General features: G+C 67.3%; 23 protein-coding genes, 1 tRNA gene and 1 pseudogene. 10 read left to right on the top strand and 15 right to left on the bottom strand.

Translation table 11 applies throughout. From position 1 onward, the window contains the following. The first annotated feature begins 3 nt into the window (after positions 1-3). Complete coding sequence (locus tag G6N47_RS12975; RefSeq protein ID WP_139799458.1) at positions 4-1485, top strand: dolichyl-phosphate-mannose--protein mannosyltransferase; 1482 nt, start codon at positions 4-6, stop codon at positions 1483-1485. An 88-nt stretch (positions 1486-1573) separates the two neighbouring features. Then, positions 1574-2431: pseudogene (locus G6N47_RS12970) on the top strand (hypothetical protein). A gap of 41 nt (positions 2432-2472) precedes the next feature. On the opposite strand, the gene arcA reads toward G6N47_RS12970, so the two are convergent. Further along, positions 2473-3681 carry an arginine deiminase gene (gene arcA, locus G6N47_RS12965; protein WP_083131432.1) on the bottom strand — a complete coding sequence of 403 codons (1209 nt, stop codon included), beginning with the start codon at positions 3679-3681 and terminating at the stop codon, positions 2473-2475. 38 nt (positions 3682-3719) lie between these two features. On the opposite strand from arcA, the gene soxR reads away from it, so the two are divergent. Together soxR and G6N47_RS12955 are read left to right on the top strand one after the other, a co-directional pair. Beyond that, positions 3720-4154: a redox-sensitive transcriptional activator SoxR gene (gene soxR / locus G6N47_RS12960; RefSeq protein ID WP_083131431.1), complete on the top strand. Its 435-nt coding sequence runs from the start codon at positions 3720-3722 to the stop codon at positions 4152-4154. Between the two features lie 32 nt (positions 4155-4186). Continuing rightward, positions 4187-4783, top strand: coding sequence for an alpha-ketoglutarate-dependent dioxygenase AlkB (locus G6N47_RS12955; protein WP_083131476.1), 597 nt, complete (start codon positions 4187-4189; stop codon positions 4781-4783). Here G6N47_RS12955 and G6N47_RS12950 read toward each other — a convergent pair. From G6N47_RS12950 to G6N47_RS12940, 3 genes are read right to left on the bottom strand one after another with little or no spacing between them, the layout of a single operon-like run. Continuing rightward, on the bottom strand, positions 4780-5433 hold the full coding sequence (locus tag G6N47_RS12950; protein ID WP_083131475.1) for a DUF5642 family protein: 654 nt from the start codon (positions 5431-5433) through the stop codon (positions 4780-4782). The genes G6N47_RS12955 and G6N47_RS12950 overlap by 4 nt on opposite strands. A 28-nt stretch (positions 5434-5461) precedes the next feature. Next, entirely contained in the window at positions 5462-6115 is a 654-nt protein-coding gene (locus tag G6N47_RS12945; RefSeq protein ID WP_083131430.1) for a DUF5642 family protein, read from the bottom strand. A 41-nt stretch (positions 6116-6156) separates the two neighbouring features. After that, entirely contained in the window at positions 6157-7152 is a 996-nt protein-coding gene (locus G6N47_RS12940; protein WP_139799447.1) for a GNAT family N-acetyltransferase, read from the bottom strand. A 53-nt stretch (positions 7153-7205) separates the two neighbouring features. On the opposite strand from G6N47_RS12940, the gene G6N47_RS12935 reads away from it, so the two are divergent. Further along, positions 7206-7955 carry a class I SAM-dependent methyltransferase gene (locus G6N47_RS12935; RefSeq protein ID WP_083131429.1) on the top strand — a complete coding sequence of 250 codons (750 nt, stop codon included), beginning with the start codon at positions 7206-7208 and terminating at the stop codon, positions 7953-7955. Positions 7956-8065: 110 nt separating this feature from the next. Further along, positions 8066-9121: an NAD(P)H-dependent amine dehydrogenase family protein gene (locus G6N47_RS12930; RefSeq protein WP_083131473.1), complete on the top strand. Its 1056-nt coding sequence runs from the start codon at positions 8066-8068 to the stop codon at positions 9119-9121. Positions 9122-9136: 15 nt separating this feature from the next. On the opposite strand, the gene G6N47_RS12925 is transcribed toward G6N47_RS12930, so the two are convergent. From G6N47_RS12925 to G6N47_RS12905, 5 genes are all read right to left on the bottom strand, one after another. Continuing rightward, positions 9137-9209 (bottom strand) — tRNA-Ala (locus G6N47_RS12925). Positions 9210-9256: 47 nt separating this feature from the next. Continuing rightward, positions 9257-10180, bottom strand: a complete 924-nt coding sequence (gene sepX, locus G6N47_RS12920; protein WP_083131428.1) for a divisome protein SepX/GlpR — start codon at positions 10178-10180, stop codon at positions 9257-9259. Positions 10181-10309: 129 nt separating this feature from the next. Next, a complete protein-coding gene (locus G6N47_RS12915) occupies positions 10310-10963 on the bottom strand; it encodes a GNAT family N-acetyltransferase (RefSeq protein WP_083131427.1) in 654 nt (217 codons plus the stop codon). 9 nt (positions 10964-10972) lie between these two features. Next, a complete protein-coding gene (gene glp, locus G6N47_RS12910) occupies positions 10973-12229 on the bottom strand; it encodes a molybdotransferase-like divisome protein Glp (protein ID WP_083131472.1) in 1257 nt (418 codons plus the stop codon). 36 nt (positions 12230-12265) lie between these two features. Further along, positions 12266-13174 carry a UTP--glucose-1-phosphate uridylyltransferase gene (locus G6N47_RS12905; protein WP_083131426.1) on the bottom strand — a complete coding sequence of 303 codons (909 nt, stop codon included), beginning with the start codon at positions 13172-13174 and terminating at the stop codon, positions 12266-12268. A gap of 64 nt (positions 13175-13238) precedes the next feature. Between G6N47_RS12905 and G6N47_RS12900 the strand changes: the two genes are divergently transcribed. The 3 genes from G6N47_RS12900 (at position 13239) to G6N47_RS12890 (ending at position 14978) form a co-directional block, all read left to right on the top strand. Beyond that, entirely contained in the window at positions 13239-13826 is a 588-nt protein-coding gene (locus tag G6N47_RS12900; protein WP_083131425.1) for a 5-formyltetrahydrofolate cyclo-ligase, read from the top strand. A 72-nt stretch (positions 13827-13898) separates the two neighbouring features. Next, a complete protein-coding gene (locus tag G6N47_RS12895; protein ID WP_083131424.1) occupies positions 13899-14204 on the top strand; it encodes an FmdB family zinc ribbon protein in 306 nt (101 codons plus the stop codon). A gap of 126 nt (positions 14205-14330) precedes the next feature. After that, positions 14331-14978 (top strand): SAF domain-containing protein, encoded by a 648-nt coding sequence (locus G6N47_RS12890; protein ID WP_083131423.1) that lies wholly within the window; start codon positions 14331-14333, stop codon positions 14976-14978. Positions 14979-14986: 8 nt separating this feature from the next. On the opposite strand, the gene G6N47_RS12885 is transcribed toward G6N47_RS12890, so the two are convergent. The 6 genes from G6N47_RS12885 to rpmF form a co-directional block, all read right to left on the bottom strand. Then, positions 14987-15412 carry a large conductance mechanosensitive channel protein MscL gene (locus tag G6N47_RS12885; RefSeq protein WP_083131422.1) on the bottom strand — a complete coding sequence of 142 codons (426 nt, stop codon included), beginning with the start codon at positions 15410-15412 and terminating at the stop codon, positions 14987-14989. Between the two features lie 235 nt (positions 15413-15647). Beyond that, positions 15648-16193: a MogA/MoaB family molybdenum cofactor biosynthesis protein gene (locus tag G6N47_RS12880; RefSeq protein WP_083131421.1), complete on the bottom strand. Its 546-nt coding sequence runs from the start codon at positions 16191-16193 to the stop codon at positions 15648-15650. Then, positions 16193-17548 (bottom strand): S1C family serine protease, encoded by a 1356-nt coding sequence (locus tag G6N47_RS12875; protein WP_083131420.1) that lies wholly within the window; start codon positions 17546-17548, stop codon positions 16193-16195. The genes G6N47_RS12880 and G6N47_RS12875 overlap by 1 nt, the downstream gene beginning before the upstream one ends. A gap of 54 nt (positions 17549-17602) precedes the next feature. Then, the gene (locus G6N47_RS12870) at positions 17603-19102 is read right to left on the bottom strand and encodes a HAMP domain-containing sensor histidine kinase (protein WP_083131419.1); all 1500 of its coding nucleotides are present in this window, start codon (positions 19100-19102) and stop codon (positions 17603-17605) included. Then, positions 19102-19788, bottom strand: a complete 687-nt coding sequence (locus tag G6N47_RS12865; RefSeq protein WP_083131471.1) for a response regulator transcription factor — start codon at positions 19786-19788, stop codon at positions 19102-19104. Before G6N47_RS12865 ends, G6N47_RS12870 begins: the two co-directional genes overlap by 1 nt. 65 nt (positions 19789-19853) lie before the next feature. Next, positions 19854-20027, bottom strand: coding sequence for a 50S ribosomal protein L32 (rpmF, locus tag G6N47_RS12860; RefSeq protein WP_083131418.1), 174 nt, complete (start codon positions 20025-20027; stop codon positions 19854-19856). A 199-nt stretch (positions 20028-20226) separates the two neighbouring features. Here rpmF and G6N47_RS12855 point away from each other — a divergent pair, with 199 nt between their 5' ends. Continuing rightward, the gene (locus G6N47_RS12855; protein WP_083131417.1) at positions 20227-21921 is read left to right on the top strand and encodes an acyclic terpene utilization AtuA family protein; all 1695 of its coding nucleotides are present in this window, start codon (positions 20227-20229) and stop codon (positions 21919-21921) included. Positions 21922-21928: the final 7 nt, after the last annotated feature.

The raw sequence follows: 21928 nt of genomic DNA, 5'->3' as shown, positions 1-21928 counted from the left end.
CTGATGCCCGTCGCGGATTTCGGGCCCGTCGACCGTCTGGGCGGCTGGGCGGTCACCGCGGTGGTCACCGCGCTGGCGGCGGTCACGCGATTCGTCAACCTGGGCTCGCCGACCGATGCCGGCACGCCGATCTTCGACGAGAAGCATTACGCGCCGCAGGCCTGGCAGATGCTGCACAACCACGGCGTGGAGGACAACCCGGGCTTCGGGCTGGTCGTGCATCCGCCGGTCGGCAAGCAGCTGATCGCGCTGGGCGAGGCCATCTTCGGCTACAACGGCGTCGGCTGGCGGTTCACCGGCGCACTGCTCGGCGTGGTCATGGTGGCGTTGGTGGTGCGGATCGTGCGGCGAATCAGCCGCTCGACTCTGGTGGGCGGTATCGCCGGGCTGCTGCTGATTGCCGACGGCGTCAGCTTTGTCGCCTCACGCACCGCGCTGCTCGACGGCTTTCTGGCGTTCTTCGTCGTCGCGGCGTTCGGGGCGCTGATCGTCGACCGCGATCAGGTTCGGGAGCGGATGCACATCGCGCTGACCGAGGGCCGCAGCGACGAGACGTTGTGGGGGCCGCGGCTGGGGGTGCGGTGGTGGCGCTTCGGCGCCGGGGTTCTGCTCGGATTGGCTTGTGCGACAAAGTGGTCGGGGCTGTACTTCGTGCTGTTCTTCGGGCTGATGTCGCTGGCGTTCGACGTGGCCGCCCGCCGCGCCTACCGGGTCCCTAGGCCGTGGCTTGGCGTGGTGCGGCGTGACGTGGGCCCGACTGTGTATGCGCTGCTGGTCATTCCGTTCGCGGTGTATTTGGCGTCGTATGCGCCGTGGTTCGCCTCGGAGACGGCGATCAATCGTCACGAGGTCGGCCAGTCGATCGGCGACGAGGCCAGCTTTCCGATGCCCGACGCCATCCGCTCGCTATGGCACTACACCTACAAGGCCTACCAATTCCATTCCGGGCTAACGAATTCCGCCGGCAACTACCATCCATGGGAGTCCAAGCCGTGGGCCTGGCCGATGTCGCTGCGACCGGTGCTCTATGCCATCGACCAGCAGAACGTGCCGGGGTGCGGCGCGCAGTCGTGCGTCAAGGCGGTGATGCTGGTCGGCACTCCGGCGCTGTGGTGGGTCTCGGTGCCGGTCCTTTTCTATGCGGCGTGGCGGGCGTTCGTGCGACGGGATTGGCGTTACGCCGCGGTGCTCGTCGGCTACTGCGCCGGTTGGCTGCCGTGGTTCGCCGACATCGACCGGCAGATGTACTTCTTCTATGCGGCGACGATGGCGCCGTTTTTGGTGATGGCGATCGCGCTGATTCTGGGCGACATCCTTTACCAGCCAAGGCAGAATGCCGAGCGCCGCACACTCGGGCTGATCGTCGTCTCGTGTTATGTCGCTTTGGTGCTGACCAACTTCGCGTGGCTGTTTCCGATCCTCACCGGCCAGCCGATCTCCCAGTCGACGTGGAACATGGAGATCTGGCTGCCCAGCTGGCGTTGAGATTGCGCTCAGGGTCGTTGTTCCGCGTTATCCACAGCCCTACATGCAATCTCAACGCAGGACCGGCGACGCCGGTCAATATTGCGGCATGGCTGAAGTGTTCGTCGGCACAGAAGTGCTCGCTAGCGGCGCGCTCACCAAAGGTCAGTTGCGCTGAAACTACAGGTCGATATTTCCGGGCATCTACGTAGCGAACAGGACAGCCCCGTCGCTGCGGCGCAATACGGTTGGCGCATGGCTGTGGTCAGGGCGCAACGGCGTGATTGCCGGACACGCGGCTGCACTCCACGGCGCGCTGTGGGTTGACCCCGGTACGCCGATCGAGATGATCTGGCGCAGTGGCCGACCGCCGCCGGGAATTGTCGTTCGCAATGAACGGATCAACGCTGACGAGATTGTCTACGTTGACCAGATGCCAGTGACCAGTCCCGCGCGGACCGCGCTCGACCTCGCCCGGCACTTGCCGCGCGATGTCGCTGTCAGACACCTCGACGCGTTGGCACGTGCTACGGGCGTGACGGCTACTGATGCCGCTTTACTGGTTGAGCGCTACCCCAGGGCGCGCGGGCTGCGTCGCTCGCAGGTCGCCCTCAACCTCATGGACGCAGGCGCCCAGTCACCGAAGGAGACGTGGTTGCGCCTACTACTCATCGACGCCGGACTACCCGCGCCGAGAACACAAATACGGGTGACCGACGGCTTCAATGAGGCCTTCATCGACATGGGTTACGACGAGCCGATGGTGGGCCTTGACTACGACGGCCAGCAGCACAGCTCTGATCGCGAGCGGTACGTGTATGACATCGGGCGTGCCGAGCTGATCGAGCGCGAAGGCTGGATCGATATTCACGTGGTGGCCGAACACAGCCGCCGATTCATCCTTCATCGGGTCACGGATGCATTCGCCCGCCGCGGGTATGCGTTGAAATTGCGTGCAGTGTCGTGATTTCCGCACGCGAACGACACTGTAAGCAATCTCAACATGACTTACAGCGGGTCGCGGGCGGCCGGACACGACATACAGCGTGGGCCGCCGCGGCCGGTGCCCAGCTCGGACGCGGCGATGGTGAGCACCTCGATGCCCGCATCGCGGAGGCGCGCATTGGTCCGCACATTGCGCTCGTAGGCGACGACGACACCCGGTGCGAGAGCCAGCGTGTTGTTGCCGTCGTCCCACTGTTCGCGTTCGGCGATAACGGGATCCAGGCCCGTGTCGATCACCCGCAACTTGTCGACACCGATGGCCGCAGCAGCGGCCTCCACGAACGGCGCCGCGTCGGAGATCTTCACACCGTCGGCCATGCGCGCAATCGTGTATGCGGACAGGGTGTCGACGACGTTGGCGTACATCACCACCGCGTCGGTGTCGACCATCGTGCACACGGTGTCCAGGTGCATCTGAGCGCGCTTCTGCTCGATCGGAACGGCGAGCACGGTTTCAGCCAAGTCGTCGTCAAACAGGCTGCGCGCCAATGCTTCCGCGCCCGCCGGTGTGGTGCGCTCCCCCACCCCGACGGCGACGACGCCGGGCGCCAGCAGCAGCACGTCGCCGCCCTCGACCGGCGCGGTGTGGGATTCGTAGGCCCGTCGCACGCCGGTGAACCGCGGGTGGTGGGCGTAGATCAGGTCGGTCAGCGATGCCTCCCGCGCCCGCGCCGGCAACGCCAGCGTCGGAATGATCACCCGTGGCCCGATCCAGATCGACGAGTCGCGAGTGAACACCAGGTTGGGCAACGGCTCGATCACGTAGTCGGCGGCGTGATGCATCAGCCGCACCAGCGACACATCGGTGCGGGTGTCGGGCGGCAGCTCGGCGAACGTCATGCCGGCCATCAGCACATGCGCCAAAGCGGCTGGCTCGAGCCCCCGCAGGTACGCCGAAAGCTCTTGCGCTAGAGGTAATCCCAGCCGCCGGTCGTCCACCGCGGCGGCGATGCCCTGCATCCGGGCCGCACCGCTTTCCAGCGCTTCGGTCAGCAGGTCGCTCAACAGCAGCACCTCGACACCGCGGGAGCGCAGCAGCTCGGCAAACGCGTCGTGCTCGTCCTGTGCGCGCGCCACCCAGGGCAGCCCGTCGAACAGCAGCTTGTCATTGTTGCCAGGGGTGAGCCGGCCCAGTTCGGCACCCGGCCGGTGCAGGATCGCCACCCGCAGCGTGCCCACCTCGGAATTGGTGCCAAGACTCACAGTTAGCACCGTAACTCCAACCGCCACCTCAAGTATGGTTTAGGTATATGAACTCCCAGGAGCTGTCCCCCGGCGAGCTGGCGGCACGGGCCGGCGTGGCGGTCTCGGCGCTGCACTTCTACGAACGCCAAGAGTTGATCACCAGCCGCCGGACGTCGGGCAACCAGCGTCGCTACAGCCGCGACACGCTGCGGCGGGTCGCCTTCATCCGGATGTCGCAGCGGCTGGGCATCCCGCTGGCCCGGGTCCGCGAGGCGCTGGCCACGCTGCCCACCGACCGGGTGCCGACCAGCAAAGACTGGGCGCGACTGTCGGCCGGCTGGCGCGCCGACCTCGACGACCGGATCGTCCACCTGCAACGACTGCGCGACAACCTCGCCGACTGCATCGGCTGCGGCTGCCTGAGCCTGCGCAGCTGTCAGCTGGCCAACCCCGGCGATGTGCTTGCCGAGCAAGGACCGGGCCCGGTCCGGCTCAACTAGCTCTCGAACGCACGTGCGATAAAATGGCGGGCATGGCGATACCGGTACAGGAGTCGCTGTTCGAGTGCAACGCTCGCCGCGACCTCGGAGAGGGCGCCTGGATCGACATCCGCTCCGGCTGGCTGACCGGCGCCGACGATCTGTTCGACGAGCTGATGACGACGGTGCCCTGGCGCTCCGAGCGCCGCCCGATGTACGACCGGGTGGTCGACGTGCCGCGGCTGGTGAGCTTTCACGACCTAACCGTCGAGGACCCGCCGCATCCACAGCTGGCGCGGCTGCGGCGCCGGCTCAACGACATCTACGCCGGCGAGCTGGGCGAGCCGTTCACCACCGTCGGACTGTGCTTGTACCGCAACGGATCCGACAGCGTCGCCTGGCACGGCGACACCATCGGCCGCAGCAGCACCGAGGACACCATGGTGGCGATCGTCAGCCTGGGCGCCACCCGCACCTTCGCGATGCGGCCACGCGGCGGCGGGCATTCGTTGCGACTGCCGCAAGCCCACGGCGATCTGCTGGTGATGGGCGGCTCGTGCCAGCGGACCTGGGAGCACTCGATTCCCAAGACGTCCGGGTGCGCCAGCCCGCGGATCAGCATCCAGTTCCGGCCCCGCGACGTCCGCTAGCTGCGGATCGCCGCGACCCCTTTGACCAGCAGGTCGCGTGCGCGGTTGGTGTCGACGGGCGTGACCGGCTTGTCCGGCACCACCAGCGGATTGGCGGTGACGATCACCTCGTAGTCGCCGAATTGAGCCGAGTAGTTGTAGAGCTCGCCGCGCCGGGGTTGGCCGTCGACCGTCGTTTGCACCACGCGGTGCACGCCCAGCGTTCGCGTCCCGTCGATCTGCGGGGCGTCGACGACTTCGATCATGCCGCGCACCGGCCCACCGGAAAATCCGACCTGCTTGCAGTTCTGCCCCGGGTCGTTGAACGGTAGCGCTTGGGATGTCTGCAACGCGATGACGATGAACCGGTTGCCGTTGCCTTCGGCTGCCTCTGCGGCCATGTTGCCCTGCAGCCCCGGCGGCATCTGCTGGCCGGCCACGAATTTCGCGCAATCGGCCGGTTCGAATTTCAGCCCATCCGGCAGTTTGTGCGAAGACAGCACCTTGGGGTCGACGCCGGTCTTCGGGATGTCCTTGGTCGTGAATTCGGGGCCGAAGCTCGACTTCACCTGCGACACCTTGGTGATGTCGGCGGACGGGGAGGCGGAGTCGGCGGATCCACACGCCGCGAGCACGCACACCGATGCGATCGCAAGCGCAGCCCTGATCATCGTGGCCAGGGTACCCAACGCCACTGCTTTAGCGACGCAACTCGGCCACGGTGTTTACCAGTAAGTCGGCCGCGAATTGCGCCGGCAGCGACGGTTGCGGCGAGCCGGGGTCGGTGATCAGCGTGGTGAACGCGTAATAGCCGCCCAGGTATGCAGTGAAAGTTGTTGCCTGAGAAACGATTTCGCCGCCACCTTCGACCGGTGTGATGGTCTCACCGGCCATGCCGAGGGTTTCGATGCCGTCGATCTGAGGTGGCGCGATGAGATGCACCCGGGTGGTGGCGGCACCGTTGGTCATCGTCCACTGCGGGCAATCGACCACCAGCGCGGGATCCAGGCGCACCGGCGCGGCCGCGACCACTGTGTAGACGATGCCGCCGTCACCCGATCCCGACACGCCTTGCGGCGACTGGCCACGCCCCCCGGCCGGGTCTGCCAGCGCGGCGCAGTGCGACGGGTTCGCTGTCCAGTCCGGTCCCAGACCCCAGATCGCCGGCGGTGCGGCCGTCCCCGACACTGCCGTGACTTCGTAGCCGGGCGGCATATCGCGGCTCATCCGCTTGATGTTGGCGGGGTTGACCTGATCAGGCGGTGGACTTTCGGTAGTCGCCGGCGTGGAGGCCGGTGAGTGGCCGCACGCGGTCAGCATGGCCGCGATCGCGCCGATCCACACCCGTCGCATGGGACGTTAATATCAGAGGCCGGGTCCGGCCGCACCGGTATTCAGGCGACGGCCCGAATCACTTGGCGGGCAACGCGTTCGATGTGGTAGACCATGTCGTGCTCGAGTGGCAGGCCCTTCAGGTCGGGCACGTTGATGACCGTGGTGACGACGCCGACGTCGTCGCGCTCCCACACCGCTCCGTAACGGTCCATGATGGTGCGCATCGGCAAGTTGTCGGAAAGCACACGCGCGGAAAACCTTTCGACACCGTCGACATGGGCGGCCACGGACAGTGCGGCGATCAGAAACTTGCCGATCCCCCGGCCCTGATACGCGTCGGCGACGGTGAACGCAACCTCGGCGATCGACGGATCGTCTTCGCTGCGGACAAAGCGGGCATCAGCGACGGGAGAGCCGTCCAGATCGGTGACTACCCACACGAAGTGGTCGACGTAGTCCACCTCCGCCAGATAGTGCATGAGCGCCGGGCTGGGTACCCGCGGCGACATGAACCGCCGGTAGAGCGTCTCGCTGGAGAACTGCACGTGGCCCTGCAACGTTCGCTCGCTGTCACCGGGCAGCACCGGACGAAGTAGTAGTTCCGTTCCGTCGGGCACCTGGATCCGCAGCGGCGTGATGAACGCGGCCAGCCGTTGGCGAACCGTTCGAACGAGCCGCGCCATGATGCCCGGGATGTGCACCAACCGGGCGAACGCGTCGTTGTCGCCGATCCAGCCGGTCAATGGATCGGTGGTGGTGACGGTCGCCGTGCGCGAGATGTCGCGCAGCAGCGCGATTTCCCCGACGATGGTGCCGGCACCGACCTCTTCGACGGTCACCACGTCGCCGTCGCCGACGTGTTTCACCTCGGCGGTGCCCGATGAGATGAGCAGGAAGGAAACCGCCTGTTCGCCCTGTCGCATGAGCACCTGGCCCGCGGTCGCCTGCAAGGGTTGCAGGCTGGCGGCCAGCGGCATCAAATCCTGGGCGGGACAGCCCTTGAAGATGTCCATGGCCGCGAGCTCTTCGGCGCGCAAACCGGTCAGTTCGGTCACCGTGCCTGCCGCCCCCTATCAGTCCCAAATGATGCCCAAGTCAGACTACGACGATGGACAACAGCGACGACCCGATCAAAGCGACCCGCGCCCTGCTCAACCGGCCCGCTTCGCTGCGGCATGGGTTTCTCGATGTGCTGGGCGAATCGGCGTCGGCGCCGGCACCGACGTTTGCCCAGCGGGCGATGAACAGCCCGTTTGTCGCCACCGTGTACGAACGGCTGTGGCGGCCGATGTCGTTCTACCTCGCCAGCGGCATCACCACGGGCGCCGAGCAGCGCCGCGCGGCAGACGCGCTGCGTCTGTCGGCTGCGGACCGGCTGCTCGATGTTGCTTGCGGGCCAGGCAATTTCACCGGCGAGCTGGCGCGCCAGCTTCCCGAGGGTGGTCTTGCCGTCGGGTTCGACATCTCCGAGCCGATGCTGACGCGGGCGGTGCTGGACAACAGCGGGCCTGGCGTCTGCTATGTCCGCGGCGACGGCCGCGCGCTGCCCTTCGACGACGAAACATTCGACGCCGTCTGCTGTTTCGGCGCGCTGTATTTGATGCCGGAGCCGTTCCGGGTGGCCCAGGAGATGGTGCGGGTGTTGCGGCCGGGTGGACGGGTGGCGATCCTCACCAGCTATTCCGGCCAGGCGGCTCCCGTGCGACACGCCTTGGCCGCGGGTGCCGGTGTCATCGGGGTGCGAATGTTCGAGCGCCACGAGTTCGTCGATCTGTTCACGACGGCGGGCCTGGTCGATGTCGAGCAACAGGCGCAGCGCGCGCTGCAATTCGTGACGGCCGGCAAGCCGGCGGGCTAAGGGGCATCTTGAAACCCGGCTGTGGATGTCCTACTCTCCCTGATGAGAATGCAATTCTCATAGTGAGCTAACTCGTTCTCGTGCTGGTGGCCGTCTTATCGAAGGAACCGATGAACAAGCTGCGTGTCATTCAGTGGACCACCGGCAAAGTGGGCAAGCTCAGCTTGCGCGGGATTCTCGACGATCCCCGGCTCGAACTGGTCGGGGTATATGCCTATTCGGCCGACAAGGCAGGCACCGACGCCGGCCCGCTATGCGGCAGACCCGAGACGGGCGTCCTTGCCACCACCGACATCGATGCGCTCATCGCGCTGGGCGCCGACACCGTCATTTACACGCCGTTCCTGGCCGACCTCGACCACGTCGTCCGCTTGCTCGAAAGCGGACTGGACGTCATCAGCACGAACCTGTTCCTCAACGTCGGCGGAATCCAGGGCGAGACCAAGGAGAAGCTGGCGGCGGCGTGCGAACGCGGCAACAGCTCGCTCTACATCACCGGCATCAACCCGGGCTGGATCAACACCATGGTGACGGCGATGACCGCCGTCTGCTGCGACGTCCAGAGGGTGTCGATCGTCGAGTCGGCGGACGTCTCGGTGTACGAGTCGGCGGAAACGTGGCAGGCATTGGGCATCGGGCTGCCCGAGGCGACGCCCGAAGTCGCCGAATTGGCGAAGCTCGGGTTCGGCACCTTCGCCGACTCCGTTGAGCGCATGGCTGTTGCGTTGGGCTTCGAGCTCGACGACATGGAGTTCGTCATCGACCACCAAACCGCTTCGGAGAGAGTCGATCTCGGCTGGTTGTGCATCGAGAAGGACACCATCGCCGCGATACGCGGGGGGTGGAACGCCAAGGTCGACGGCAAGACCGTCATCGAGTCGCGGGTCTCGTGGTATCTCACTAAGAAACTCAACGGAGACTGGGTCTTCGACGACGACCACTACCACGTCGAGATCCAGGGCGAGCCCGAGGTGCAGACCCGCATCCGCTTCATCCCGCCCGAGCACTGGGGCAACCACGAATGGGACACCATGACCGCGATGCCGGCGGTCAACGCGGCCTTCGACGTCGCCGCGGCGCCCGCCGGCATCCTGACCCTCAAGGACGTGGGGCTGCCCTGCGCACCGGTGGGAATCTGGCTGGGAGAGCGCGAACTACAGCGCTGACCTGCTCAAACTTTGTGGAGCTAAGGGGATTCGAACCCCTGACCTACTCGATGCGAACGAGTCGCGCTACCAACTGCGCCATAGCCCCGTGATCCGCTAGCAGGTTACCAGCCGCCAGCAAGCCGGCCGAAACCGTTACTGCCCGACGGCCCTCGGCAAGTCCCGGTGCCAGCCGTAATCCCGCTCGTAGGGCGCGTAGTCGAGATGCTCGAAGATCGGGTCCTCGTCGTCGATCTCCAGCACCACCGCGCCCGGGCGCCGCAGCCGCGACGGAACCACGTCGAATTCGCGGTCGTGGGTGTTTTCCACGCCCAGCCGCGACCGCGCCATCCGCTGCATGCGCCGGCGGCGCAGCCGCGCCTCGATCCGGGTCTGCCGGCGCAGGTAGGCCAGGTAGAGCACGGTCATCCCGCCGGTGGTACCACACACCCACCAGGCCGTCGGGGTCAGCAGGAATGCTGCCGCGGCCGACGCGGCCAGGATCATCGCCATCGCCAGCAGCACTCGCTTACGGAACGCGTATTTGCGGGCACTGACCGCCGCGGCGGTCCTGGTGTCGTACTCGTGCCGCCGCGCAACCGCCGGACGCACCTCCGGCTCCTCTGCGACCGGTATGCCCGAGGTGTCGTCGACGTATTCGTATTCGTCTTCCTCGTCCTCCGAGTCGTCCGGCTCGGCGTCAGCGACCTCGTCGTCGAGAACCGGCTCGGGAGTGGCACTTTCGTCGACAGGAAGCTCCTCGGGGTCTTCCTCGGCGACGTGTACATCCGCCGCTGTCGCGACGACTTCGGATGTCTGCAGCTTCTCGGTGTCCTCGTCGAGGTCGTCGTATTCGTCTTGCTCGGGCTGCCAGTTGGGATCGCTGCGGTGCCCGGCCGCCGGCCCGCCCCGCCGCCGGAGCAACCGCGCAGCCGCACCGCTGTTGAGCACCCGGGTCGCCAACGCCACATCGCTCGTGCGTCGGACGGCGTCGCGCTTGCTGATCAGCATCGGCACCAGCACGAACAGCCACAAGATCACGAGCGAGATCCACAACAACGATTGCGGGATGCTTGGCATGGCACCCGGTCCTTTCCCCGCGAGACAGGCGACGCAACAGTGCGCCGAGGACAATTACACACCTGTAATTTGCCTGTGACAAGCACCAATAGCCACAAATGTCACTTCTGTAACAAATGCGGGCAAACGCTAGACCCAGGTGGCATGCCCGTCGCGCACCAGCGTCGACGTCACCGACCCGTAGACCTCTTCGACCGTGAGCGCGACGAGCACGTGGTCCCGCCAGGCGCCGTCGACCTGAAGGTAGCGCTGCAGCAGCCCCTCCTCGCGGAACCCGACCTTTGCCAGCACCGCCCGGCTCGCCACATTCTCCGGCCGCACGGTGGCCTCCACGCGATGCAGCATGACCGGGCCGAAGCAGTGGTCGAGACCCAGCGCCAACGCCCCGGTGGCCACCCCGCCGCCGGTGACCGAGCTGGACACCCAGTACCCGATCCACGCCGATCGCAGCGCCCCGTGCGTCACGTTGCCGATCGTCAGCTGCCCACAGAACTGCCCGTCCAGCTCGATCGCATACGGCAACATCCGGCCTTTGCGGGCCTCCGCGCGCAAACTCGAACACACCGCTGGCCACGATGAAATGCTATGGCGCACAGTCCAATCCGATTCAGTGCTGGGCTCCCAGGGTTCCAGATGAGCGCGATCTGTCAATCGGATCCGGCTCCACTGCGCGGCATCGCGCATCCGCACCGGCCGCAACCGGATCACCCCGGCCGAGACGCGCAACGGACCGACGACCATCGGCCAGCCGGGATGCTGGGAACTCGAGCGCCACAGGTTCACGAGAGCCGCTCAGCCACGCTGAGCCAAAAACGCGACGTCGACGATCTCGCCGGTGCGGATCTGCTCGGCCTCGGTGGGAACGACGACCAGACAGTTTGCCTCGGCCAGCGTCGCCAATAGGTGCGACGAAGCACCGGGAGCGCCGCCGAGGGCCTGGACCAGGTATTCGCCGGTGTCCTGATCACGCATCAACTGCCCGCGCAGAAAACCTTTGCGGCCCGGCACCGAGCTGATCGGCGACAAAGTCCGAGCCTGCACGACACGCCGCATCGGCTGCCGCTTACCCAGCGACAACCGGATCAGCGGGCGGACCATCACCTCGAACACCACCAGTGCGCTAACCGGGTTGGCGGGCAACAGAAACGTCGGGACACCCTCGCGACCCAGCTGCCCGAAACCCTGCACGGAGCCGGGATGCATCGCGACCCGGGTGACCTCCATCTCGCCGAGCTCGGAAAGCACCTCGCGCACCGATTCGGCCGCCGCGCCACCGACCGCGCCGGCGATCACCACGATTTCGGCGCGGTTGAGCTGACCCTCGACGACGTCACGCAGTTCCTTGGCGTCGACGATCCCGACCCGGTTCACCTCTGCGCCCGCGTCGCGCGCGGCCGCCGCCAGGGCGTGGGAGTTGACGTCGTAGACCTGGCCGTTGCCGGGTGTGCGCGAAATGTCCACCAGCTCACCGCCGACCGCCAGCACCGACAATCGCGGGCGGGGGTGGACCAGCACCCGCTCGCGGCCGACCGCCGCCAGGAGACCGACCTGGGCGGCGCCGATGATCGTGCCCGCGCGCACCGCGACGTCACCGGGTTGCACGTCGTCGCCGGTGCGCCGCACGTAGGCCCCCGAGCGCACACCCCGCAGCACCCGCACCCGCGACTGCCCGCCGTCGGTCCAGCGCAGCGGCAGCACTGCATCGGCCAGCGTCGGCAGCGGCGCGCCGGTCTGCACCCGGGCAGCCTGCCGCGGCTGCAGCCTGCTGGGTGTGCGCGTCCCGGCCTCGATGGTTGCCATCACCGGTAAGACCACCGCGCCGTCGTCCACCTGACCGTCCGAGCCGTCGGTATCTCCCACGCCGAGCACGTCGACGCTGCGAACCGCATAACCGTCGATTGCGGCCTGGTCGAATCCCGGCAGCGGTCGCTCGGTGACCACTTCTTCGGCGCACATCAGCCCCTGCGCCTCGGCGATCGCGACCCGCACCGGCCGCGGCGCCACCGCGGCGGCCGACACCCGAGCCTGCTGCTCCTCAACCGAACGCACCACGCGCCTTTCTGCCAAGTCGGCCTGACGCGGTCGCTAGTTTTCGGTCAGGCCCAATCGCGCCACCAACCATCGCCGCAAGTCCGGGCCATAGTCGTCACGGTCCAATGCAAAGTCAACCGCAGCCTTGAGGTAGCCGCCGGGATTTCCCAGGTCGTGTCGAGAGCCGCGATGCACCACCACGTGAACCGGGTGACCTTCCTTGATCAGCAACGCAATTGCGTCGGTGAGCTGCATTTCGCCGCCGGCGCCACGTTCGATGCGGCCCAGCGCGTCGAAGATCGCGCGGTCCAGGACATAGCGTCCGGCAGCCGCATACGGCGAGGGAGCGTCTTCCGGTTTCGGCTTCTCCACCATGCCGTTGACCTTGAGCACGTCGCTGTCGGCACCGCTGACCTTCTCGACGTCGAACACGCCGTAGGCGCTGACCTCTTCGGGACCGACCTCGATGGCGCACAACACGCTGCCGCCGTAGCGGGCCCGAACCTTGGACATGGTCTCCAGCACACCGGTCGGCAGCACAAGGTCATCGGGCAACAGCACCGCGATGGCATCCTCGTCGTCCGACAACGTCGGCTCGACGCAGCCGATGGCGTGTCCCAGCCCGAGCGGCTCGTCCTGCACCACCGACTCCACTTTGATCAGCCGGGGAGCGCGGCGCACCTTGGCCAGCATGTCCTTCTTGCCCCGCGCCTCCAGCGTGCCTTCGAGCACCAGGTCTTCGACGAAATGCGCGACGACGCTGTCCTTGCCCTGCGAGGTGACGATCACCAGCCGTTCGGCGCCGGCGTCGGCGGCCTCCGCGGCGACCAGCTCGATGCCGGGCGTGTCGACGACGGGTAACAGCTCCTTGGGCACCGTTTTCGTGGTGGGCAAAAAGCGAGTGCCCAGACCGGCGGCAGGGACAACCGCGGTCCGGGGAACCGGAAGCTGTGCGCGTGACATCGTTCACACCATAACCGCGCGCCGATGTGGCGGCGCGAAAGCCTGTCCTGCCATCGTTGATCGCATGCCAACCGCCGGCAAAGCCGCATTGCGGCAACAGCTGTTGGCCACCCGCCGTTCCGTTGCCGACGACGTGCGCGCCGACGAGGCCCGCGCGCTGACCGGGCACATCCGTGCGCTGGTGAGCAGCGGCGGCACGGTCTGCGCGTATGTGCCGGTGGGCGCCGAACCGGGGTCGATCGAGATGCTCGATGCGTTGCTGCGCGGCGGCGGACGGGTGCTGTTGCCGGTCGCACGCACCGACGCCGACGACACGCCGCTGGAATTGCAGTGGGGCGAGTACCGGCCCGGGCGGCTGGTGGCCGGGCGGTTCGGCCTGCTCGAACCGGCCGAGCCCTGGCTGCCGCCGTCGGCGCTGGCCGAGGCGGACCTGGTGCTGGTGCCCGCGCTGGCCGTGGACCGCGCCGGGGTACGGCTGGGCCGCGGTCGCGGCTTCTACGACCGCTCGCTGGGACGCCGCGATCCGCAGGCCCGCCTGGTCGCGGTGGTGCGCGACGAGGAACTGGTCGATGAGTTGCCGTGCGAGCCGCACGACGTGCGGATGACGCATGCGCTGACACCGGGGCGCGGCCTGGTTCCGCTCGGGGAATGAGCTGGCCCACATAGCGGTTTAGCACTGCAGACGGTAGAGTGCTAACGAAGCTGGACTTACCCGGAGGTTTCAGTGCCGACTTACAGCTATGCGTGCACCGATTGCGGCCACCGCTTCGACATCGTGCAGGCCTTCACCGACGATGCGCTGACCACCTGCCAGCAGTGCTCGGGTCGACTGCGCAAACTGTTCAATTCCGTCGGCGTGGTGTTCAAGGGCAGCGGTTTCTACCGCACCGACAGCCGCGAATCGGCGAAGAGCTCGGCCAACGGCAACGGCAAGAACGGGTCCTCGAGCGAGTCGTCGAGCTCGGGCTCGAGCTCGACCGAGAAGTCGAGCACGTCGAGCCCCGCACCCGCGGCGGCCGCCGCCAGCTAGTTACTTCGACCTGAACCCGTCATCAAATGATGACGGCCGCAGACAAGCCCTCTAGTCAAGCTGGTTATCCACAGGCGGTTTCTCCGTCGACCACGCCCCATGCCGGGCCGCGCTTAGCGTGACCGCATGCGGGAATCGCTGAATCCGTCGCTGCCGACCCGCATCTCGCAGTGGCTGCGCCCGGACTGGACCCGCACCGTGATGGCACGGCGCGTCGCGGCCGGCGGGCTCGTCGTTTTGGCCGCAATCGCGGCGCTGCGCTCCGATCCCGACGGCGACCGCGCTCAGGTGGTGGTGGCGGCCCACGACCTCGGTCCCGGCACTCAGTTGACCCCCGACGATGTCCGTCTCGAAAACCGTTTGACACCAACGCTTCCCGACGGATCACAATCCGACCTCGACGTGGTGGTCGGCTCGACACTGGCCGGCCCGGCGCGACGCGGCGAGGTGCTCACCGATGTGCGGCTGCTGGGCCGCCGACTCGCCGAGTCGGCGGCAGGCCCGGATGCGCGAATCGTCCCGGTGCACTTAGCCGACGCCGCATTGGCCGACCTCGTGCGCGCCGGCGATGTCGTCGACGTCGTCGCCGCGCCCGAAGCCGACGCGCACGCCGCTCCCCGGGTGGTGGCCACCAACGCCGTCGTCGTGCTGGTCTCGGCGAAGCAGAAGACTCAAGCCGACGACCGTGTGGTGTTGGTCGCGCTACCGGCCACCGCGGCTAATGCGCTGGCCGGCGCCGCGCTGGTGCAGAGCGTGACGCTCACCCTGCACTGAGCGCTAGGTCAAGCAGCGGCCGGCTGCTCGCTGGCGCAGTACTTGCACTTCTGCGCGGCCTCGGGGATATCGGACAAGCAGGCGGAGCAGGCCTTGGTCGCCGGTTCTTCGCCGAACACCGTGACGCCGCGGCGCTTCTGGATGTGCCGGTAGGGCACCACGATGAGGAAGTACACCACCGACATGAACACGATGAAGTAGATGATCGCCGAGATGAATGCACCCATGTCGACGAATGTCGCCTTGTTGCCCGCGTCGCCGAGCTGCCAGCCCAACCCGAACTGCGTGCCCGGTTGCACAGCGGCGACAAGCGGATTGATCACGCTGTCGGTGAAAGCCTTGACCAGATTCGAAAACGCCAGGGCGACCACCAGGCCGACGGCCACGGTGATCACGTCACCGCGCATCACAAAATCTCTGAACCCCTTCAACACGCGAGCCAACCTCCCGTCACAGGAATTTGCCGGGACGACGCGACGCCGCCCGGAAAAGACCGTATGCCGATAAGCGGTCGATCGTGGGCTTTGCGGGCAATTGGTAATCGACGGTTGACCCGGTTGTGACGGATGCCGGTTCAAATGTGATGCGGCGGCTGGTTCTCGGTCAGCCACCGCTCGTGCTCGTCGGCCTCGCGCAGGTCCTCCGCGTCACGCTCGTCGGACGGGTGGCTCATATCTCCAGGCTCGAGAGTTGACCGATGATCTGGGCCGCCAGTGGATTCAGCGTCGCCATTCCGTCCCGCACCGCATAACGCGACCCCGCGAGGTTGACCACCAGTGTGCTTCCGGAGATGCCGGCCAACCCGCGCGACAAACCGGCCTCGGTGATGCCCGCCGACAATCCGGACGCGCGTATTGCCTCGGCGATACCGAGGATTTCGCGGTCGAGAATGTCACGGGTGGCTTCGGGGGTGACGTCGCGCGGCGTCACCCCGGTGCCGCCGACCGACACCACCAGATCCACCCCGCCGATCACGGCGGTGTTCAGCGCGTTGCGGATTTCCACCTCGTCGGCAGCGACGGCCACCACACCGTCAACCAAAAATCCGGCCTCTGTGAGCAACTCGGTGACCAGTGGACCGCTGTGGTCCTCCTCGTCGCCGTGCGCCGTGCGATCGTCGACAACGACGACGAGTGCCCTGCCGACCAAGTCCGCACGCTGTTCCATGGTTGCCACCGTATATCTGCGATCCGACCGGGTCGCGGCGACTCTCATCACTTGTCCGACTTACCCAAAGTGACCTGCACGGTCCGCGTGTCACCGGACGGATCGAGGTACGTCAGCGTGATCTTGTCGCCGGGCGCCCTCGACCGCACCGCGGCGACCAGACCGTCGGCGCTGTTGATCGTGCGGTCGTTGACCTTGGTGACCACGACCCCGTTGGGCAAACCCGCGGCCGCCGCCGCGCCGTTCGGCACTACCTGCACGACCTTGGCGCCGTGCGCGCTCTTGTCGCTGGTGACCTGGACGCCCAGCGAGGCGTGCGAGGCCGTGCCGCTGCTGATCAACTCGTCGGCGATGCGCTTGGCCTGGTCGATCGGGATCGCGAAACCCAGGCCAATCGAACCGCTCTGACTGTCGGTGGAGTCACCACCGAGCGTGGCGATCGCCGAGTTGACGCCGATCAGGTCACCGTTCATGTTGACCAGCGCACCGCCCGAGTTACCCGGGTTGATCGCGGCGTCCGTCTGGATAGCGTCGAGCACCGTGTTCTGGTTCCCGGTGTCCCCGGTGGTCGAGACTGGCCGGTTGAGCGCGCTGACGATGCCGGTGGTCACCGTTCCTTCCAGACCGAGCGGCGACCCGACGGCGATCACCGGCTGACCCACGACCAGGTTGGCCGACGTGCCGAGGCTGATCGGGGCCAGCCCGGAAACGCCTTGCACCTTCACCACCGCGATGTCGGTGGTGGGATCGGTCCCGACCACGCTGAACGTCGCGGTGCGCCCGTCGGAGAACGTCACGGTGGTTTTCGGTCCCGCGTCGGGAGGCGCGCCGGCGTTGTCACGATCGGCTTTGGCGGCCGCGGCGACGACGTGGTTGTTGGTCAGGATCAGCCCGTCGGAGGACAAGATGATGCCCGACCCCTCTTCGGACTGGCGGCCCAGATCGGTCTCGAGCATCACCACGCTGGGCACCACCTTGGCGGCCACCTGCTCGACGCTGCCGCTCGGCACGTTGGCGGCCGGCACGCTCGGCGCCGGTGCGCCCGGCAACCTGCTGCCGGGTATGGCGCTGGTCGGATGCGCGCTGTGCACGACCACCGACGCAGCCGCCCCGCCGATACCGGCCGACACCACCGCAATAGCCAACGCGCCAACGGCCAAAAGACCTGCGCGAGAACGCTTTTCGGGATTAGCAAGCGGAGGCGGGGTGGCTCCGGGGGTTGGCTGGCCGGCACCGAAGGGCGCGAACGGCTGCCGATATGTCTGCTGCTGCGCGTAGCGCCAGTCGTACTGGGAATACGTTTGCTGCTGGCCCTGACCGGAGTAGGCCGGCATCGCAGGCTGATCTGCCGCTGGGCGGTATCCAGGCTGCGGCGGTGGCGAATACCTCGGGTGATTCGTCATGCGCTAGGTCGCTCTTCCTCTATGTGTCGCGGTCGGACTCAACAGTAACGGCAACTACGTTGCCTGCGTGGACTGAGAATCGACTGAGATAACGTTCGCCGATCCCGGAGAGTTTCCCCCGGTTTCGGCGGCGGACTCCGGATGCGCCGCCACGGGCAGCGGCCGCCCGGGCAGCAATACGTACACCGACGTCCCCGGCGGCTGTCCTCCCGGCACCGTGTCCTCGATGCGCAGCGCACCACCGTGTTTGAGCACCACCTGTTTGACGATCGCCAGCCCCAGGCCCGAGCCGGGCATCGCCCGCGCCGACGCCGACCGGAAGAAACGTTCGAACACCAGGTGGCGCTCGTGCGGCGGGATGCCCGGGCCGTGGTCGGAGACCACCAGCTCGGCGTGCGACGGGTCGAGCTGGGTCATCCGCAGGCCGATCCGCCCGCCCGACGGACTCCACTTGGCGGCATTGTCCAGCAGGTTCAGCACCGCCCGCGACAGGCCCGCGGCGTCGCCGTAGACCTGCCATCCGATCACCTGCACGTCGAAGTCGACGTCGTTGCGGCGTCGCCGGACCCTCTCCAGACAGCGGTCGATGACCTCGCCCATGTCGACCGGCTCGTGTACCACCTCGCCCACGTCGCCGCGAGTGAGATCCACCAAATCGCCGACCAGCGTGGACAATTCCTCGATCTGGGCGATCACGTCGGCGCGCAGATCGACCATCTCCTGTTCCGGCAGCCGCGGCGCACCCGGCGCCATCGACGCCATCAACAGCTCGACGTTGGTGCGCAGCGACGTCAGCGGGGTGCGCAGCTCGTGCCCGGCGTCGGTGACCAGCCGGGCCTGACGTTCCCGCGACTCGGCCAGCGCCCGCAGCATCAGGTTGAACGCCTCGGTGAGCCGCGCCAGTTCGTCGCTGCCGAACACCGGGATGGGGCGCAGGTCGTCGGTGCGCGCCACCCGCTCGGCCGCCTCGGTGAGCTGGGCGACCGGCCGCAGTCCGGCACGAGTGACCATTCCTCCGGCCACGGCGGCCACCGCCACGCCGACCCCGCCGACGATCAACAGCACCCAGCGCAGTTTCATCATCACCGCGTCGGTGGGAGCCAGGCTCTTGGAGATCAGCAAGGAGCTGCCGCTGGGCAGATGAATGGCCAGGACGCGCTGGTCGGCGGCGGTGCGCCGGGACATGAGCAGATCCCCGCGGATGACCGCTTTCTCCGGTGCGCCGACGGGCAGCGCCTGGCCCGTCTGGTTGGCGGTGAACACATAACGGCCGGGGTTGACCAGCATCGCGTTGACGTCCGAATAGGCTGTGCCCTCAATGGCTTTGCCCGGGTCGGCCGCCAGTGACCCGCTGGCGATCAGCAGCTGTGCCCGGCTTTGCAGCTGGTTGTCGATGTCCTTGTACAGCGCCGCGGAGATCACCGCGTACACGGCGACCGCCATCAGCACGACGACCATCGCCACCATCGACATCGCCAGCAGCATCACCCGCCACCGCAAGGACAACGAGGTGGTGGCTCGCAGTGGAGCGCGACGCCGGCGGAATCGAAGCATCAGGGAGGTGTTTCGCGGAGCACGTAACCCACGCCCCGGACAGTGTGGATCAGCCGCGGCTCGCCGTCAGCTTCGGTCTTGCGGCGCAGATATCCGATGTACACCTCCAGCGCATTGCCCGAGGTGGGGAAGTCGAATCCCCACACCTCCTCGAGAATGCGGCTGCGGGTCAGGACGCGCCGCGGATTGGAGATCAGCATTTCCAGCAGAGCGAATTCAGTGCGGGTCAGGCTGATTTCGCGTTGCCCGCGGGTGACTTCCCGGGTTACCGGGTCGAGTGTGAGGTCGGAGAACGTCAGGGGCACCGAGTCTGCGGAGTCGTCGGGCTGGGTACGGCGCAACAGCGCGCGCAACCGGGCCAGCAGTTCTTCCAGCGCGAACGGCTTGGGCAGGTAGTCGTCGGCACCGGCGTCCAGGCCGGCGACCCGCTCCGAGATGGCGTCGCGGGCGGTCAGCACCAGGATCGGGAGGTCGTCGCCGGTGCTGCGCAGCTGGCGGCACACTTCGAGGCCGTCCAACCGCGGCATCATGACGTCCAGCACGAGGGCGTCGGGCCGGTCGTTGGTGATGACCTCGAGGGCCTTGACGCCATCCTCGGCCAACGCCACCGAGTAGCCGTTGAACGACAGTGACCGGCGTAGCGACTCGCGTACCGCGCGGTCGTCGTCGACGACAAGGATTCGCACGGCCACCAGTGTCATCCAATCGGCTGAGAGCGACCTAAGAGGCGCGCGGGTCGCCGCGCAACCGCCTAGCGGCGGTCGAGGTCGATCAGACCGAGGCGGGCCGCCTTGAGCAGCCGCCGCGGCACCTTGTGGCGCTGACCGGCGACCGTCACGCCGACGAGTTGGGGCTTCTCGGCCTTCCACTGCGCGCGCCGGCTACGGGTGTTCGCGCGCGACATCCTGCGCTTGGGCACAGCCATGATCGAGCTTCTCCTTGACGAGGGTGTTGCCGCGCAGGTACCAGCGGCGACAGGGTTGCCCTCAGGATACCCGGTGGCCAGCGACGGTTACAAAATGGCCGCCACGCTGACAGCATTGACTACGGGCAGGCTGGCAGCGCTTGACGCGCTACCGTCGGTACCCGCTAACCTACCGGTTGGTTGACGGATGGGGTTTGGGATGACTTCTGCGGTTCGGATCGGGAACTGCTCGGGGTTCTACGGCGACCGCCTCTCGGCGATGCGAGAGATGCTCGCCGGCGGCGAGCTGGACTACCTGACCGGCGACTATCTGGCCGAACTGACCATGCTCATCTTGGGCCGCGACAAGATGAAGCATCCCGAGCGCGGCTACGCCAAGACGTTTCTGACTCAGCTTGAGGAGTGTTTGGGCCTGGCTCATGACCGCGGTGTGCGGATCGTGGCCAACGCCGGCGGCCTGAACCCGGCGGGGCTGGCCGACGCGGTGCGGGCGCTGGCCGAGCGGCTGGGCATCCCGACCCGGGTGGCGCACGTCGAAGGCGACGACCTTTCGTCGCGCGCCGAGGAGCTCGGCCTGGGCACCCCGCTGACCGCCAACGCATACCTGGGCGCCTGGGGCATCGTCGAGTGCCTCAATGCCGGCGCCGACGTCGTCGTCACCGGCCGGGTGACCGACGCGTCGGTGATCGTGGGGCCCGCGGCCGCGCACTTCGGCTGGGGCCGCGCCGACTACGACCGGCTGGCCGGGGCCGTCGTGGCCGGCCACGTCATCGAATGCGGTGTGCAGGCCACCGGCGGCAACTACGCGTTCTTCACCGAGATACCCGACCTGACCTACGCCGGCTTCCCGCTGGCCGAGATTCACGCCGACGGTTCGTCGGTGATCACCAAACATCCCGGCACCGGCGGGTTGGTCAGCGTCGACACGGTCACGGCGCAACTGCTCTACGAGATCACGGGTGCCCGCTACGCCAACCCGGATGTCACCGCCCGGATGGACAGCATCGAGTTGTCGTCTGACGGCCCGGATCGGGTGCGGATCAGCGGGGTGGTCGGCGAGCCGCCGCCGCCGACGTTGAAGGTGTCGCTGAACAGCATCGGCGGATTCCGCAACGCGATGACGTTCGTGCTCACCGGCCTGGACATCGAGGCCAAGGCCGAGTTGGTGCGACGCCAGCTGGAGTCCAGCCTGACCGTCAAGCCCGCCGAGCTGGAGTGGACGCTGGCCCGCACCGATCATCTCGACGCCGACACCGAGGAGGCTGCCAGCGCGCTGCTGCGCTGCGTCGTCCGCGACCCTGACCCGGCCAACGTCGGGCGCCAATTCTCTTCGGCGGCAGTCGAATTGGCGCTGGCCAGCTACCCCGGTTTCACGGTCACAGCCCCGCCCGGCGACGGCCAGGTGTACGGCGTGTTCACCCCCGGCTACGTCGATGCGGGTTTGGTGCGGCACGTCGCTGTGCACGACGACGGCACTCGCGTCGAGATCCCTTGTGCCGACGAGACTTTAGAGTTGGGGCTGGCCGACGAGCCGCCGCTGCCCGAGCCGTTGGCGGCCGGCCCGACCCGGCGGCTGCCGCTGGGCGCGGTGGCGGGCGCCCGCAGTGGCGACAAGGGCGGGTCGGCGAACGTCGGGGTGTGGGTGCGCACCGACGAGGCTTGGCGCTGGCTGGTGCACACACTGACCGTCGACAAGCTGCGCGAGCTGCTCCCCGAGACCGCCGAGCTGCCGGTCACCCGCCACGTGCTGCCCAACCTGCGCGCGGTGAACTTCGTCGTCGACGACATCCTCGGCCAGGGTGTGGCCTACCAGGCCCGCTTCGACCCGCAGGCAAAAGGTTTGGGCGAATGGCTGCGCAGCCGTCACGTCGACATCCCGACAGTGTTGTTGTAAGAGAAGG

Origin of the sequence: Mycobacterium branderi (assembly GCF_010728725.1) — a bacterium.
GTDB classification, from domain to species: Bacteria; Actinomycetota; Actinomycetes; order Mycobacteriales; family Mycobacteriaceae; genus Mycobacterium; species Mycobacterium branderi.
This window is presented reverse-complemented; position numbering and strand designations above follow the sequence as displayed.

Coding starts and splice junctions, on each gene's coding strand:
- G6N47_RS12975 (WP_139799458.1), top strand. CDS start 4: ATGCCCGTCGCGGATTTCGGGCCCGTCGACCGTCTGGGCGGCTGGGCG.
- soxR (WP_083131431.1), top strand. CDS start 3,720: ATGAACTCCCAGGAGCTGTCCCCCGGCGAGCTGGCGGCACGGGCCGGC.
- G6N47_RS12955 (WP_083131476.1), top strand. CDS start 4,187: ATGGCGATACCGGTACAGGAGTCGCTGTTCGAGTGCAACGCTCGCCGC.
- G6N47_RS12950 (WP_083131475.1), bottom strand. CDS start 5,433: ATGATCAGGGCTGCGCTTGCGATCGCATCGGTGTGCGTGCTCGCGGCG.
- G6N47_RS12945 (WP_083131430.1), bottom strand. CDS start 6,115: ATGCGACGGGTGTGGATCGGCGCGATCGCGGCCATGCTGACCGCGTGC.
- G6N47_RS12935 (WP_083131429.1), top strand. CDS start 7,206: ATGGACAACAGCGACGACCCGATCAAAGCGACCCGCGCCCTGCTCAAC.
- G6N47_RS12930 (WP_083131473.1), top strand. CDS start 8,066: ATGAACAAGCTGCGTGTCATTCAGTGGACCACCGGCAAAGTGGGCAAG.
- sepX (WP_083131428.1), bottom strand. CDS start 10,180: ATGCCAAGCATCCCGCAATCGTTGTTGTGGATCTCGCTCGTGATCTTG.
- G6N47_RS12905 (WP_083131426.1), bottom strand. CDS start 13,174: ATGTCACGCGCACAGCTTCCGGTTCCCCGGACCGCGGTTGTCCCTGCC.
- G6N47_RS12900 (WP_083131425.1), top strand. CDS start 13,239: ATGCCAACCGCCGGCAAAGCCGCATTGCGGCAACAGCTGTTGGCCACC.
- G6N47_RS12890 (WP_083131423.1), top strand. CDS start 14,331: ATGCGGGAATCGCTGAATCCGTCGCTGCCGACCCGCATCTCGCAGTGG.
- G6N47_RS12880 (WP_083131421.1), bottom strand. CDS start 16,193: ATGAGAGTCGCCGCGACCCGGTCGGATCGCAGATATACGGTGGCAACC.
- G6N47_RS12875 (WP_083131420.1), bottom strand. CDS start 17,548: ATGACGAATCACCCGAGGTATTCGCCACCGCCGCAGCCTGGATACCGC.
- G6N47_RS12870 (WP_083131419.1), bottom strand. CDS start 19,102: ATGCTTCGATTCCGCCGGCGTCGCGCTCCACTGCGAGCCACCACCTCG.
- rpmF (WP_083131418.1), bottom strand. CDS start 20,027: ATGGCTGTGCCCAAGCGCAGGATGTCGCGCGCGAACACCCGTAGCCGG.
- G6N47_RS12855 (WP_083131417.1), top strand. CDS start 20,227: ATGACTTCTGCGGTTCGGATCGGGAACTGCTCGGGGTTCTACGGCGAC.